The organism is Bacillus sp. 1A (assembly GCF_052682215.1).
The window spans coordinates 2746864-2762478 of sequence record NZ_JBQYLZ010000001.1 but is presented as its reverse complement, the minus strand read 5'-3'; the positions used below and the strand labels follow the sequence as shown (position 1 = coordinate 2762478).

General features: G+C 36.9%; 12 protein-coding genes and 1 riboswitch. All 12 genes read right to left on the bottom strand.

The window, feature by feature from the left end; genetic code table 11:
• Nucleotides 1–177: 177 nt before the first annotated feature.
• Nucleotides 178–1137 (bottom strand): ABC transporter permease, encoded by a 960-nt coding sequence (locus ACUN0F_RS14100; RefSeq protein WP_445539568.1) that lies wholly within the window; start codon nt 1135–1137, stop codon nt 178–180.
• A complete protein-coding gene (locus ACUN0F_RS14095) occupies nt 1138–2196 on the bottom strand; it encodes an ABC transporter permease (protein WP_001074492.1) in 1059 nt (352 codons plus the stop codon). It abuts the gene before it with no gap.
• A complete protein-coding gene (locus ACUN0F_RS14090; RefSeq protein WP_000456916.1) occupies nt 2189–3721 on the bottom strand; it encodes an ABC transporter ATP-binding protein in 1533 nt (510 codons plus the stop codon). The genes ACUN0F_RS14095 and ACUN0F_RS14090 overlap by 8 nt, the downstream gene beginning before the upstream one ends.
• A gap of 108 nt (nt 3722–3829) precedes the next feature.
• The gene (locus ACUN0F_RS14085) at nt 3830–4897 is read right to left on the bottom strand and encodes a BMP family lipoprotein (RefSeq protein WP_000730590.1); all 1068 of its coding nucleotides are present in this window, start codon (nt 4895–4897) and stop codon (nt 3830–3832) included.
• 92 nt (nt 4898–4989) lie between these two features.
• Nucleotides 4990–5715, bottom strand: a complete 726-nt coding sequence (locus ACUN0F_RS14080) for a GntR family transcriptional regulator (RefSeq protein WP_000114178.1) — start codon at nt 5713–5715, stop codon at nt 4990–4992.
• Between the two features lie 233 nt (nt 5716–5948).
• Nucleotides 5949–6050: riboswitch (purine riboswitch) on the bottom strand.
• Nucleotides 6051–6253: 203 nt separating this feature from the next.
• Nucleotides 6254–8638 carry a DNA translocase FtsK gene (locus ACUN0F_RS14075; RefSeq protein ID WP_001118773.1) on the bottom strand — a complete coding sequence of 795 codons (2385 nt, stop codon included), beginning with the start codon at nt 8636–8638 and terminating at the stop codon, nt 6254–6256.
• A 211-nt stretch (nt 8639–8849) separates the two neighbouring features.
• On the bottom strand, nt 8850–9053 hold the full coding sequence (locus ACUN0F_RS14070; protein WP_000605028.1) for a YlzJ-like family protein: 204 nt from the start codon (nt 9051–9053) through the stop codon (nt 8850–8852).
• Nucleotides 9050–9799 (bottom strand): translocation-enhancing protein TepA, encoded by a 750-nt coding sequence (tepA, locus tag ACUN0F_RS14065; RefSeq protein WP_000139829.1) that lies wholly within the window; start codon nt 9797–9799, stop codon nt 9050–9052. The genes ACUN0F_RS14070 and tepA overlap by 4 nt, the downstream gene beginning before the upstream one ends.
• Before the next feature lie 104 nt (nt 9800–9903).
• Entirely contained in the window at nt 9904–11574 is a 1671-nt protein-coding gene (locus ACUN0F_RS14060) for a ribonuclease J (protein WP_000823079.1), read from the bottom strand.
• Between the two features lie 756 nt (nt 11575–12330).
• A complete protein-coding gene (gene dapA / locus ACUN0F_RS14055) occupies nt 12331–13209 on the bottom strand; it encodes a 4-hydroxy-tetrahydrodipicolinate synthase (RefSeq protein ID WP_000564777.1) in 879 nt (292 codons plus the stop codon).
• Between the two features lie 11 nt (nt 13210–13220).
• Nucleotides 13221–14453, bottom strand: coding sequence for an aspartate kinase (gene dapG, locus ACUN0F_RS14050; RefSeq protein ID WP_000692479.1), 1233 nt, complete (start codon nt 14451–14453; stop codon nt 13221–13223).
• A 23-nt stretch (nt 14454–14476) separates the two neighbouring features.
• Nucleotides 14477–15523, bottom strand: coding sequence for an aspartate-semialdehyde dehydrogenase (gene asd, locus ACUN0F_RS14045; protein ID WP_000414854.1), 1047 nt, complete (start codon nt 15521–15523; stop codon nt 14477–14479).
• Between the last annotated feature and the right edge of the window lie 92 nt (nt 15524–15615).

Below are 15615 nucleotides of genomic sequence, written 5' to 3'. Positions count from 1 at the left end.
ATAGGAATATTCCTCTTCAATATACAGTTTTTAGAAATAAAAAATCAACTTTTCTTCCTCACTATACTTACATGAGGCTCTTTCTAAAAACTGTCATATGTAAGGAACATCGTAAAATTCCGTATTACATATAGTCTATGTAAAAAAGCCCGCACTAATGTGCGAGCTTTTTTATACTTATCGTTTTCCTTTTTCATACGGCGTTCCTAACGCTTTCGGAGCTTCAGAACGACCTACAAAACCAACAAGTGCTAATATTGTGAATACATACGGTAATATCGTTAAAAATACACTTGGAATTTCCTTTAGTACCGGAATCGTACCACCTGTTATTCCAAGTGATTGAGCAAATCCGAAGAACAGAGCCGCTCCAAGAGCACCGAGTGGATTCCATTTACCGAAAATCATAGCTGCTAGCGCTAAGAAACCTTGTCCAGTAATTGTAGCACCTGAGAAGTTACCAGAAATCGACATAGCGAAGACCGCTCCCCCAACCCCTGCAAACATTCCAGATATAGCAACTGCAATATAACGCATTTTATATACATTAATACCCATCGTATCTGCTGCCATTGGATGTTCACCAACCGCACGAAGACGAAGACCGAACGGCGTTTTATAAATGACATACCAAACGACAAACGCTAAAATAATAGCAATATACGATGTTAACGGTACATTTGAGAAAAAGATTTTTCCGATTATCGGAATATCCGAAAGACCCGGAACATCGATTTTTTCAATACGATATTGAATGAAATCAGTTTGTCCTTTGCCAAAGATTTTCTTAATCGCAAATACCGTTAAACCAAGAGCTAAGAAATTAATCGCTACCCCGCTCACTACTTGATCCGCACGGAATGTAATGGATGCTACCGCATGAAGAAGTGCAAATAACCCACTACCAATTGCTGCAAATAATAGAGCTATCCAAGGAGTCATCGCTCCCCACGTATCACCCATTAATAACGTTGTAACGATACCAGTAAATGCACCAAATAACATTAAACCTTCTAACGCTATATTTACAACCCCAGAACGTTCACTAAACACTCCACCTAACGCCGTAAAAATAAGTGGCGCTGCCGTATATAACGTACCCGTCACAAGAATGGCTAAAATATCTAAAAAACTCATTTATTTCCCCTCCTTGCTCATGCGTGTAAGTGCCCAGCGTAAAACATAACTGCACGCTACAAAGAAAATAATACATGCAATAATAACGTTAATTAACTCAGAAGGTACATCTGCTTCAAAATTCATTTGTGGGGCTGCACTTTTCAAACCACCGAACAGTAAAGCCGCTAATAATATACCAAACGGATTATTCCCCCCAAGTAGAGCTACCGCAATCCCATCAAATCCGATACCAGTAAACGAAGACATCGCTGTCATGTTTTGGAATGTACCAAGCCCTTCCATAGCACCACCAATCCCTGCAAATGCACCCGCAATCGTCATAGATAGTACAACATTTCGAGAAACTTTCATCCCCGCATACTGAGAAGCATGTTGATTAAATCCAACAGATTTCAATTCGTATCCCAATGTCGTTCTGTCCAATAAGAACCACATAATAATTGCTACTAATATCGCTACGACAATCCCCCAGTGCAAACGAGAACCATCTGTTAAAGAAGATAACCATTCAGAAGATAAAGAAGCACTAGATTTTATATCATATGACTTCTCATTCGCCTCATGTAAAAAGCGTTTAATTAAATCATACGTCACGTAAAGTGCAATATAATTCATCATAATCGTTACGATTACTTCATTTACTTTAAATTTCCCTTTCAAATATCCCGGGATAAATCCCCATAGCCCACCAGCTATTGCCGCTACTAAAATTGACAACGGAATATGTAAAATTGCCGGTAATGATACTGCATATCCAAACCAAACAGCAGCAAGCCACCCGACTAATAACTGTCCTTCTACTCCGATGTTAAAAAGGCCTGTACGGAATGCAAATGCTACAGAAAGTCCTGCTAATACAAGCGGAATCATCGTACGTAATGTTTCACCAATTGCTTGTGGATTTCCAACCATTCCTTCCCAAAGCGCTGCATACCCAACAATTGGATCATATCCACTAAATAACATTACAATGGCACCAACAAGTAAACCAAAAATAACGGATAATACAGGAACTAAAATATTAATTGTTCGCTCCGTTAAAAATTTTTTAGCCATTTGTATTCACCTTCTCTTTCTCCGTTCCGCCAGCCATCAACAAACCAAGCTGTTGTTCATTTGTTTCTTTCGCATCAACAATTGCTACAATTTCCCCTTCATATATAACAGCAACTCGATCACTTACATTTAAAATTTCATCCAGTTCTAGCGATAGAAGCAATACTGCTTTTCCCTTATCTCTTTGCTCGATTAATTTTTTATGAATAAATTCAATCGCACCTACATCTAAACCACGTGTTGGCTGTGCCGCAATTAATAAATCTGGATTACGATCCACTTCACGTGCGATAATTGCCTTCTGCTGGTTTCCACCAGATAGTGCACGAGTTAATGTGTGTTCACCAGGTGTACGCACATCAAACTGTTCAATAAGCGCTTTTGCTTTTTGTGTGATTTGACTAAAGTTTAAAATCCCTTTCTTTGAGAATGGATTTTTATAGTACGTTTGTAAAACTATATTATCTCTAACAGAAAAATCAAGCACAAGACCGTGTTTATGACGATCTTCTGGAATATGACCAATTCCTTCCTCTGTAATTCTTCGAACAGGCCAATTTGTTATTTCTTTTCCTTTAATTGCAATAGAACCTGACTCAACTTTTCGTAAACCAGTAATTGCCTCTATTAATTCACTTTGTCCATTTCCATCAATCCCTGCAATACCAACGATTTCTCCTGCACGAACAGTTAAGTCAAGGCCTTTTACAGCAGGTAATTGGCGTGCATCATGAACGAAAATATTCGAAACAGATAGAACCTCTTCTTTCGGTTTAGCCTCTATTTTTTCTGTTTTAAAATTCACTTGACGTCCGACCATTAATTCTGCAAGTTTATGTTCATTCATTTCCGCAACGTCAACTGTACCAATTCCTTTACCTTTACGAATAATTGTGCAACGATCGCAAACTTCCATAATTTCTTTCAATTTATGTGTAATAAGAACGATAGATTTTCCTTCTTGCACAAGCTTTTTCATAATTTGAATCAACTCGTGAATTTCTTGAGGAGTTAACACCGCAGTTGGTTCATCGAATATTAAAATCTCCGCACCACGATAAAGCGTCTTTAATATTTCAACCCTTTGCTGCATCCCAACCGAAATATCTTCAATCTTTGCATTTGGATCAACTGCTAAACCGTACTGTTCAGATAATTGTTTAATTTCTTTCGCAGCCTCTTCAACAGCAATTCTTCCTTTTTTCTTCGGCTCATTTCCAAGAATAATATTCTCTGTAACTGTAAAATTATGAACAAGCATAAAATGCTGATGGACCATCCCAATACCAAGGTCATTTGCTATATTCGGATTTGTAATTTTTACAGGTTTTCCTTTAATCTTAATTTCTCCCTGTTCTGGTTGATACAAACCGAACAGTACATTCATCAATGTTGATTTCCCTGCACCATTTTCTCCAAGTAAAGCGTGTATCTCTCCCTGTTTTACTTGCAGCGTAATATCATCATTCGCTACAATGCCTGGGAATACTTTTGTAATATTGTTCATCTCAATTACGTATTCCATTTTGTTCCTCCTTCTAGCAGGGAACACTCCCCAATTGCAGTCTATTAAAGGTATTTTTATATATACAAAGGTTAGTTCTAAGAACTAACCTTTGCTATTTCTCTATTATTATTTCTTTAGAGAAGCTTCATATGTTTTATATTCTTCGTCAGTTGCAGGTACTTTAATTTCACCGTCAGTGATTTTCTTCTCAAACTCTTCTACTTTTGTTAAGATTTCTGGATTTACTTTTTTCACATTGTCAGTAGTTTTCGCAATACCAATACCGTCATCTTTTAATCCGAACTCTTCTACTTTACCGCCTTTTAATTTACCATCTTTCGCTTCTTGTGCTACTTTTGCTACTGCAATATCAACACGTTTTACCATAGAAGTTAAAGTTACGTTTTCAGGCATACCTTCTTGATTTTGGTCACGGTCAACACCGATTACCCAAACGTTTTCACCTTTTTTCTTACGGTTTTTCGCTTCTGTGAATACACCGTTACCAGTTGCACCTGAAGCATGATAAATTACGTCAACTCCACCACCGTACATTGCTGAAGCTAATACAGATCCTTTTTCTGGTTTGTCAAATGCATCTGCATATTGCGCTACAATTTCGATATTTGGATTTACTGCTTTTGCACCAGCTTTGAAACCTGATTCAAACTTTGTAATTAATGGGCTCTTCACGCCGCCAACAAATCCAACTTTATTTGATTTTGTCGTCATTGCTGCTACAGCACCAACTAGGAATGAACCTTCATGGTCTTTAAATGTAATACTTGTTACATTCGGCTCTTTCACAACAGTATCTACAATAGCAAATTGCTCTTTCGGATATTGTTTTGCAACCTTTTCAATCGAGTCTTGCATTAAAAATCCAATTCCGAATGTTGTGTTATAATGATCTTTCGCAAATTTTGTTAAGTTCGGAATATAGTCTGCATCTTTACTTGATTGAAGATAACGATATCCTTCATTTTTCTTTAAATCGTTGTCTTTACCAAATTTCGTTAAACCTTCCCAAGCTGATTGGTTAAATGATTTATCATCAACGCCCCCAACATCTGTAACCATACCAACTTTGAACTCTTTTTTGTCGCTACTCGCTTTATCCGAGTTACCACACGCACCTAAAACCGCACTTGCTGCTAATGTTAATGATAATAAAAGACCTGTTTTTTTCTTCATACTAGAAACCCCTCCTAAAATTATATATATCTCTTTATTCTTACGCTGCTGTCCCTAACTTCTTGCTGTCACCTCCCTAAAATGGAACTTACCTACATACGTTTTCTTAATACGTGGAAGCTAAACTTATCAGCTCTAAAGTAATTGATAGAATATAAGATTGGCTCATCATTTTGATCATAGTGCATTTGTTTTAAAACTAGCAGTGCCGTTTCCGGTTCACATTCTAAAATCGGTGAAATTTTCGAATGATAGCCAATTGGCTCAATGTGAGCAACTGCGTATGTGATACGTTTGTGCGTATTGTTATGTATCACTGTAAGTAATGATTCTTCGTTGTATCCCGATAAATCTGGCAAGATTTCTTTTGCAAGTTTATCGATACAATATACAACAGGTTCCCCATCTGCTGTACGCACACGCTCAATCATTACGGCATTAAAACCGTCTTCACTATTAAACTTCTCTTTTTCTTCTTCTGTTAAACTTGTTGTAGATGATGATAAAAAGATAGTTCCTGGTGTTTTCCCCACACTAGAAATCATATCTGTAATACTAGAAAGTTGTTCAATCCCAGAAGAAAATAATGGCTTTGCATTTACAAATGTTCCTACACCATGTCTACGAATGACAACATTTTCTTCTTCTAAAATACGCAGCGCTTCCCTTAAAGTCGCCCTACTTACACCAAGTTCTTTCGCTAAATCAAACTCTGATGGTAACTTCTGTCTTTCTTTGTAAGCTCCATCTTTAATTTTTTCTTTGATGTGATCAATCACCCGTAAATATAGGTGACGACTATCGGATTTTACTGACATAAGACTCCCCCGCATTTCAATTATTCGACCTCTGATGTAAGACTTCTTTTCTCTTTTTTCAACTTACAACATAATAAAAATTGCTAAATACTAAAAATAAGCTTAATTGTCGAATAAATATTAATAATTTTTTAAGATTAAATTTTCACTCTTTACTGCATAAAAAAAACTTTGCACCATAAACATTCCTCATTTCGAGAAAAAGTTCGGCACAAAGATCTCTTACATCCTTTGTTACACACTTTTCCCCTCATAGTCCAGCAATTCATGGTTGCCGGGTAGAAACTTATGGACCTTATCTCCAAGATTATATGAGGCAGTGATTCTTTTCGAAGTAATCTTACCACTTGCTCCCATACGTGTCAACAAAATTTAACATTTTTCTACATTAAATATCGAACATTTATTAAAAACATAATCAAAGTATTCGTATTCTAAAGAATCGCTTTAGATGTAAGCCCTTTCTTTATCGCTGAATATAGTATATAACAAAACTAGCATATAAAAAAGCCTAATTGTAAAAACAATTAGGCTTTTTTTATGAACTTTTTTCTTGTACATCATTAATGAGCACTTCTCGTGGTTTACTACCTTCATACGGACCTACTACACCATTCATTTCCATTGCATCAATTAAACGGGCAGCTCGCGTATAACCTACTCTAAACCTACGTTGCAACATAGAAACAGATGCTGTTTGCATTTCCACTACAAGCTGAACTGCTTCATCATATAATTCATCTTCTACTTCCTGCTTCGTATCAGGAACATCTTGTGGAATCATATCTTCTTGATATTGCGCTTTTTGCTGACCAATAACATACTCTACAACTCTCTCAACTTCATCATCGGATAAAAATGCACCTTGTACACGTACAGGCTTCGATGCACCAATTGGTATAAACAGCATATCTCCACGACCTAGCAGTTTCTCTGCACCACCACCGTCAAGAATTGTACGAGAGTCCGTTTGAGAAGATACCGCGAATGCAATACGTGATGGAATATTCGCTTTAATAACTCCCGTAATAACATCAACCGATGGACGCTGCGTCGCAATAATTAAATGAATACCAGCCGCACGAGCCATTTGTGCTAAACGCATAATCGCATCCTCTACATCTGATGAAGCAACCATCATTAAATCGGCTAACTCGTCCACTATTACTACAATATAAGGTAATTCCGGTTGTTTCGCTTCTGATTGACTATTATGTTCTTTAATATGATCATTATATCCTTCAATGTTACGCGTGCCACTATGAGCAAATAATTCATAACGTCGTTCCATTTCACTCACGACTTTTTTCAAAGCTTGTGATGCTTTTTTCGGATCAGTTACAACTGGTGTTAATAAATGCGGAACACCGTTATATACATTTAACTCTACCATTTTCGGATCAATCATCATTAATTTTACTTCATGTGGTTTTGCACGCATTAAAATACTAACAATAATACCATTAATACATACACTTTTCCCGCTACCTGTCGCACCAGCTACTAGTAAATGGGGCATTTTATTTAAACGGGCTAATACAGCTTCACCTGTAATATCTCGTCCAAGACCAATTAACAACTTCTCTTCCGGATGATTATTAGCCTTAGAATCAAGAACTTCTCTAAGCGTTACCATAGATACTTCTGAGTTCGGAACTTCAATCCCTACAGCTGATTTCCCGGGAATAGGTGCTTCAATACGAATGTCTTTCGCAGCTAAAGCAAGTGCTAAATCATCACTTAAACTAACGATTTTGCTTACCTTTACTCCCATATCAGGATACACTTCATATTTTGTAACTGCAGGACCTCTATGTACTTTTGTTACTTTCGCTTTCACTCCAAAACTTTGGAATGTACGTTCTAATTTACGAGCATTCTCATAAATTTCTGCATTTTCATTTGTAACTTGCTTATTCTTAGGAAATTTCAATATATCAAGTGCAGGAAGCTTGTAATCTTTATTTTCTACATTTGAAAATTGCATTGGCGGGGCACTTGTTTCCGCCTCTAAAGATTCTACAATCTTTTCTCCACGCTTTTTCTTAGATTCTTCAACAGGCGGAGCCTCTTCAATAGACGGTGAAGTTATTAACTCCGCTTCCTGTTCTTCGCTAATTCGTTTATTCTCTTCTTCATTTACAGGATAATTCTCAGTGAAATTCGAAATAATTGGAGGATCAATTGAGATTTCTTCCATCGGCTCAATAATCTCTTCTTGTTCTGCAGCACGTTTGCTTCTTGTGCTTCTCGTTGTTTTTTTCTTTTCTGTTTGTTCAGCCGTCCTTTTGGATCTCCAATCTTTATAATCCCCTTGCATTACTTCAAATTGACTTCTAAGGATTCTTCCTACAGGGGCAAGTACTTCTCCAATATGCTTATTTGTTATACAAAGTATGCCGAGAATCACTAAAATAATACCAATGATATAAGCTCCTACTTCGTCAAATAAAAAGTAACACGTCGCGAACATAAGCGCCCCAAACATACCACCGCCTAAATGAACGCTATCCGGCCCCTTTTTCATTTCAAGAAAGAAGTTATCTTTCGTACTCACAATAACAGAAGTATTTTGCACCGCTCCATCTTTCGTAAGAAGGTTAAATAATGTAATATGACTAAACATTAATATCGCCAATACTATTAAATAAAAACCAATTAACCGTTTATTTAAAAGGTTCGGCCATCCACGTTTGATAACAAACGAAACCGATAAAGCTATTACACCTAACACACCAATTATGTACCACTCACCAAAGAAGAAGCGAAAAAATAACACAAACGATTTCCCTACAACACCTAGCTGTAAAATCGTAATGATTGAAAGTGCAAAAAGAGTTAAACCGACGATTTCATAATACAAAGTTGGCTTTATCGTGCGTCTTGCTTTTGCCTTCGTCCCTCTTTGCTTTTGTTTTGCCATTTCTTCACCTCGTATTCTACATGTAAGTAGGGCTTCCTTAAAAAGCACTACTTATATGTCTGTTTTCTCTATTTTTTCAGGTCTTATATCTTCTATTTTTACACTTCTTGTAAATTGTTAAATAAACAGAAGAAAGCAGCCCTCTCATGGCTGCTCAACCGTCTTGTTTTTTATATTATACCATAGCTTCTAAACAAAATCCTTCTTTTTGCTAAAAGGTTATTTTCTGGCCGGGCTCAAACTCTAAGTAGTGTAGCGGATCCGTACTTAACACACGTACAATAGAATAACACCTATGTTCTTCTTCAGAAACCATTAATTCAACACCGTTTATATTTACAACTTTTTGGCTTTCACATTGCGAATAATCAGCTGGATATACAAGTTGCTCTGGCATAATTGTGTATAAAATCATTGTAACATTGTCCCTTCTGCACTATTATCCATGCGAGCATCTATTAATTCATTCAGCTTTCGAATCGCATTCCCAATACCACCGACATCATCTATAAGACCATATTTCACTGCATCGCCACCAATAACATTCGTCCCAATATCTCGCGTCAAATTCCCTTTCGCAAACATAAGTTCTTTAAAACGATCTTCGGTTACTTTCGAATGCTTCGTCACAAATCGAATGACTCTTTCTTGCATTTTATCTAAATACTCAAATGTTTGCGGCACACCTATAACAAGACCTGTTAGACGAATGGGATGAATTGTCATCGTCGCAGTTTCCGCAATAAATGAATAATCCGTAGAGACGGCGATTGGTACACCGATAGAATGCCCTCCGCCCAGAACAAGTGATACCGTTGGCTTTGAAAGCGAAGCTACCATCTCAGAAATTGCTAACCCTGCTTCAACGTCACCTCCGACCGTGTTTAATATTAAAAGCAAACCTTCAATTTTCGGATTTTGTTCTATCGCAACAATTTGCGGAATAATATGCTCATATTTTGTTGTTTTATTTTGCGGCGGCAACTGAACATGACCTTCCACCTGCCCAATGATTGTTAAACAATGAATACTCGATTCATTCATTTGTGGTACATTCGTTTGCCCTAGCTGTTGAATTTTTTCCACTATCGAGGCTTCTTTCCCAGTTTCTTTCGGCTCAGCCTCTTTCCCTTCATTTGTATAACGATCACGTTCTGTCATATCGCATCCCCTTTCACTCGTATATAACTATTATTTCTTAAGTTATAAATTTCATTCGATAGAGTTTAAAAAGAAAAAAAGATCACCCGTAAAGGTGATCTTTTTTATACTTCCATAATAATCGGTAAAATCATAGGTTTTCTCTTTGTCTCTTCGTACAAGAACTGCCCTAATAATTCACGAATATTTTGTTTTAACATAGACCATTCAATTGAATACTCTTTAATCGATTGCTCAACAATCATACGTACAATCTCTGTAGAGCGGTCAATTAACGCTTCTGATTCACGAACATACACAAAACCACGTGAAATGATTTCTGGACCAGAGATAATTTTCTTTTCATCTTTACCAAGTGTTACAACAACTACTAATATTCCATCTTGAGATAACATTTTTCTATCTCGAAGAACGATATTACCAACGTCACCTACACCTAATCCATCAATTAACACATTACCAGCTTGTACTTTGCCAACTAAGTTTGCGTCATCGTCACCAAAAGCAATTACATCGCCTTTTTCTACGATAAAGATATTCTCTCTTGCAATACCTACATCTTCAGCTAAATATGCATGTGCTTTTTGCATACGGAACTCACCATGTACGGGTACAAAATACTTAGGTTTCATTAAATTTAACATTAATTTTAATTCTTCTTGGCTACCGTGACCTGAAACGTGAACTTTTCTTTCACCGTAATAAATAACATCAGCTCCAGCTCTAAATAACAAGTCAATAATTTTCGATACAGATATTTCATTACCCGGAATTGGAGAAGCCGCAATAATAACCGTATCGCCTTTACGAATTGAAATTTGTTTATGAGCTTGCTTCGCCATTCTAGAAAGGGCTGCCATCGGTTCACCTTGGCTACCTGTCGTTAAAATAGCTACCTTTTTCTCTGGGAAATTGTCTACTTCTTGTAGTGAAATAACCATACCTTCTGGAACATCTAAATAACCAAGACGTCTTGCGATATCTACCACTTTCACCATGCTACGACCTACAACCGCTACTTTTCGTCCTGTTTCAGCAGCTGCATCAAATACTTGTTGAATGCGATGTACATTCGATGCAAATGAAGCAACAATAATACGTCCTTCTGCGCCGTAGAACACTTTAGAAATTTCTACACCAACTTCTTTTTCAGAACCTGTATAGCCTGGACGCTCAGCATTTGTACTATCAGATAATAAGCACAGTACGCCTTCATTTCCGATTTGTGCCATTTTCCCAAGGTCTGCTCCACTATTTCCAATTGGAGTTTGATCGAATTTAAAGTCTCCCGTGTATACGATAGCACCTTTTGATGTATGGAAACAAACACCAACAGAATCTGGAATACTATGTGTCGTTCCAAAGAATGACACCGTTGTAGTATTAAACTCTACTGTTGAATTTGAATCGATTGTTTTTAAGTCTACACGGCCTAACATACCCGCTTCGCCAAGTTTTTCTTGTATAAGTCCTACCGTTAATTTCGTTGCATACACTGGAATAGATAATTTACGAAGTACGTAAACAATACCTCCAATATGATCTTCATGACCGTGAGTAATAAATAAACCTTTTACTCGCTCTTGATTTTCCACTAAATATGTAATATCAGGAATAACGATATCAATTCCAAACATTTCATCTCCTGGGAACATTAATCCTGCATCTACAATAAAGATTTCAGAATCAATTTCAACACAGTACATGTTTTTCCCGATTTCACCTACTCCACCAAGAGCAAATACTTTAACAGACTCATTCTCTTTTCTCTTCATGTTGTTGCCTGGTTTAAAAATCTTTCAAACACTGATTTCACTAAAATTGCAGAGACACCAGGGGAAACTCTACAACCACCATATATTCACCGTCCAAGACGAATGTCCTTACCGTTATGCGATATCATGTCCTTGTTTTTTTTAAACCAGGTTTCACCTCTCTTTCATTATATAAATCAAATATCTTATTCGATATGATATGAAAATGTAATCAAATTATAATTTTTACCAATTTTGCTAAGCATACCCGTACTAAGCTACTTAGCCATATTATACCTGATACAAGAAATAGAACACAAGTTAAATCGTGCGAAAGAGAAAGTAAAAGAACGGAATTACAACAAAAATATCGAACGTATTTCCTTTATATTTGCTCCGATTTTATACTCCATATTATTTTGAAGAAATAGCCATAAATACGCTAAATTTATTTCATAATATGGATTTTCAAGACTTATTCTTCTAGAATCGAATAAAAAAACTTATAAAATGAAGCTTTTTTATAAATCACATCACATTTGAGGCAATTCCTCTGAAAAACAGAATCGATAGTTTATTACGTTTATACAAATGTTTATTCTATAATAACTATGTTTTTTTGATTCATTTAAAGGGGTACAATTATTATCTTGTACATGTTGCAATACATAATGAAAAAGTGATCAAACACATGGAGTAATATGGTAGGTAAAAAAGAGCGGCAAAGATTTTCATGCCATAAAAAAATGACCTAGTTCTACACTAGGTCATTTTTTATTAACGAGGGATAGATTGCATAACAGATTGTAACGTTACTCTTTCTTCTTCTGTTAATGGAAGAAGTGGTAAACGTACAGAGCCTACATCTAATCCAACCATTTGTAACGCTGTTTTTACTGGCGTTGGGCTTGGCGCCATAAATAATGAATCCGTTACTCTTACAAGTAATTGATGTAATTTTTGCGCCTTTTTAAATTCTCCTGCTTGGAATGCTGCAATCATTTCTTGCATTTCATTTCCGATAACATGAGATGCTACAGAAACGATACCTTTCGCTCCAACTGCCATAGCTGGTAACGTTAAACCATCATCACCGCTGTATACCGCAAAGTCGTCCGCTGTTTTTTCAATGATTTCTGTCATTGTTAACACATCGCCGCCTGCATCTTTAATCGCAACAATGTTTTCTATTTCTGATAAACGAACAACTGTATCAACGGAGATTTGTACAATAGATCGTCCTGGAACGTTATATAGCATAACCGGAAGCGGCGTGCTTTCAGCAATTGCTTTAAAGTGCTGATACATTCCTTCTTGACTCGGTTTGTTATAATACGGTGCTACTAGCATTACTGCATCAACACCAACCTCTGTTGCCTTTTTAGTTAAGTCAATAGAAGCATGCGTATTATTACTACCTGTTCCAGCGATTACGGGCACCCTTTTATCGACAACAGATACGACATGGCGATATAACGCTACTTTTTCTTCTGAAGTTAATGTAGGAGATTCTCCTGTCGTTCCTCCTACCACGATTGCTGTTGTACCGTTATCTATTAAATAATTTACCAATTTCGTTGTCTTCGCAAAATCGATATTTCCGTTTTTATCAAACGGAGTTACCATCGCGGTTGCAATTGTCCCAAAATCTATCATGGTCTCACTCCTTATTGTTCCAGTTGCTTTTCTTTTGAAAGCTCAAACGCACTATGTAATGCATTTACAGCCTCCACTAAATCAGTTTCTTTTACAAGAACCCAAATTGTCGTATGGCTATCTGCCGATTGCAGAATTTGAATACCTTTTTCCGCTAAAGCTGTAACGATTTTCGCAGTAACCCCTGGGTATCCTGCCATTCCAGCTCCTACAATAGATACTTTTGCACAATGCTCTGTCACAATTGGCTCATATCCAAGGTTTTTTAATAATTCAACTGCACGACTTGATACACTATCACTCACCGTATAAGCTACCCCAGTAGGTGAAATGTTAATTAAATCGACACTGATTCCTTCATTCGCCATTTCTTTAAACACATGCTGTTGTAAATCATATGCTGTTTCTTTTGCCAGCACTTTAATTTGCGTCACATTTGATACATGAGCGATACCTGTAACAGGACGTTCTTCTACATCACGGCCTTTTGTCGCACCGTCCGATGCTGAAATAAGCGTACCTTCACTATCAGAATACGTAGAACGTACACGAAGTGGTACTTTGGCATGCATCGCAATTTCAACTGCACGTGGATGCACGACTTTTGCACCTTGATATGCCATGTTACAAATTTCATTGTATGTTACCGTTTGAAGATGACGTGCATCTTTTACAATGCGAGGATCCGCAGTCATAACACCTTCTACATCTGTAAAGATATCAATAAATTCAGCATGAAGCGCAACACCTAATGCAGAAGCTGAAGTATCGCTACCTCCGCGTCCAAGTGTTGTCGTATCACCTTTTTTCGTTTGTCCTTGGAATCCTGTAACGACGATTACATCTACATTTTCTAGCTCTTCATGTATACGATCGCAGTTCATTTCAATAATCTTAGCATTCGTAAAATCATCATTTGTTACAAAACCAGCTTGTGCACCATTTAATGCCGCTGCTTTTATACCGTTCTCATTTAACATGTTAGAGAAGACGATTGCTGAGATTAATTCTCCGCATGATAATAATAAATCTTGCTCACGATTAGAAATGCGAGATTCCTCTTGATTTACAAGACTTAACAAAGTATCAGTTGCATATGGTTCACCTTTACGGCCCATAGCAGATACGACAGTAACTACTTTATAACCCGCATCTAGCGATTTTTTTATATGATGAAGCGCATGCTTACGTCCATTTTCATCACGTACGGATGTGCCACCAAATTTTTGAACAATAATTTTCATATTTTGCACCTTCTCTTAGCCGTTTACACTAATTGTAATTTTACTAAGCGCTCTGCAATTTGAACAGAATTCCATGCAGCGCCTTTTAATAAGTTATCAGATACGACCCAAAGATGGAATCCTTTATCGTTATTTAAATCTTTACGGATTCTTCCAACGAATACTTCGTTTTTACCTACTGCAGTAGCTGGCATTGGATATAACTGCTCTTCTGGATTATCTTGCAGAACAATACCTTCCGCATTTGCAAGTAAGCTCTTGAATTCTTCTACTGTTACACCTTCTTTTTCCACTTCGATGTAAACAGACTCAGAGTGACCTGATACAACTGGTAAACGTACACATGTTGCCGCTACTTCTAATTCAGGCATATGCATAATTTTTTTCGTTTCATTAATCATTTTCATTTCTTCAAACGTAAATCCATTATCTTGGAATTTATCAATCTGTGGAATCGCGTTGAAAGCAATTTGGAAATGTTTCTTATCACCTGATACAGGTAAAACATTCGCCTTCACTTCTTCACCATTTAAGATTGCTTGTGATTGTTCATGAAGTTCTTCAATCGCTGCCGCACCAGCACCTGATACAGCTTGATATGTGGAAACGATTACTCGTTTTAAACCATATTGCTGACGAACTGGCTCAAGAGCTACTACCATTTGAATTGTAGAACAGTTTGGATTTGCAATAATACCATTATGTTCTTTTAAGTCGTTTTCATTTACTTCAGGTACAACAAGTGGCACGTTTTCTGTCATACGGAATGCACTTGTATTATCAACAACAATCGCACCGCGCTTTGCTGCTTCTGGCGCTAATTGTTTTGATACAGATCCACCAGCACTAAATAGTGCGATATCTACTCCTTCAAAACTTTCAGGAGTTGCCTCTTGAACTGTAAATTCTTCGCCTTTAAATACAAGTTTCTTACCTGCAGATCGTTTAGATGAAAGTAACGTTAACTTCCCGATTGGAAATTCTCGTTTCTCTAAAGTATTTAACATTTGTTCACCAACTGCGCCGGTTGCTCCAACTACAGCGACATGAAAAGTTTTTTGCTTTTCCATCACTATGCCCCTTTCTAGATACCAATCCTTCTATAACTTAGAATCAGAAGGAGTATACAATACCCCTTCTAATCTTAATAACGTTAATTTTA

What these genes read in the sequence shown, in the direction of transcription:
- dapG (WP_000692479.1), bottom strand. Translation starts at nt 14,453, where the DNA reads ATGAAAATTATTGTTCAAAAATTTGGTGGCACATCCGTACGTGATGAA.
- dapA (WP_000564777.1), bottom strand. Translation starts at nt 13,209, where the DNA reads ATGATAGATTTTGGGACAATTGCAACCGCGATGGTAACTCCGTTTGAT.
- ACUN0F_RS14090 (WP_000456916.1), bottom strand. Translation starts at nt 3,721, where the DNA reads ATGGAATACGTAATTGAGATGAACAATATTACAAAAGTATTCCCAGGC.
- ACUN0F_RS14080 (WP_000114178.1), bottom strand. Translation starts at nt 5,715, where the DNA reads ATGTCAGTAAAATCCGATAGTCGTCACCTATATTTACGGGTGATTGAT.
- ACUN0F_RS14060 (WP_000823079.1), bottom strand. Translation starts at nt 11,574, where the DNA reads ATGAAGAGAAAAGAGAATGAGTCTGTTAAAGTATTTGCTCTTGGTGGA.
- asd (WP_000414854.1), bottom strand. Translation starts at nt 15,523, where the DNA reads ATGGAAAAGCAAAAAACTTTTCATGTCGCTGTAGTTGGAGCAACCGGC.
- ACUN0F_RS14085 (WP_000730590.1), bottom strand. Translation starts at nt 4,897, where the DNA reads ATGAAGAAAAAAACAGGTCTTTTATTATCATTAACATTAGCAGCAAGT.
- ACUN0F_RS14075 (WP_001118773.1), bottom strand. Translation starts at nt 8,638, where the DNA reads ATGGCAAAACAAAAGCAAAGAGGGACGAAGGCAAAAGCAAGACGCACG.
- ACUN0F_RS14095 (WP_001074492.1), bottom strand. Translation starts at nt 2,196, where the DNA reads ATGGCTAAAAAATTTTTAACGGAGCGAACAATTAATATTTTAGTTCCT.
- tepA (WP_000139829.1), bottom strand. Translation starts at nt 9,799, where the DNA reads ATGACAGAACGTGATCGTTATACAAATGAAGGGAAAGAGGCTGAGCCG.
- ACUN0F_RS14070 (WP_000605028.1), bottom strand. Translation starts at nt 9,053, where the DNA reads ATGATTTTATACACAATTATGCCAGAGCAACTTGTATATCCAGCTGAT.
- ACUN0F_RS14100 (WP_445539568.1), bottom strand. Translation starts at nt 1,137, where the DNA reads ATGAGTTTTTTAGATATTTTAGCCATTCTTGTGACGGGTACGTTATAT.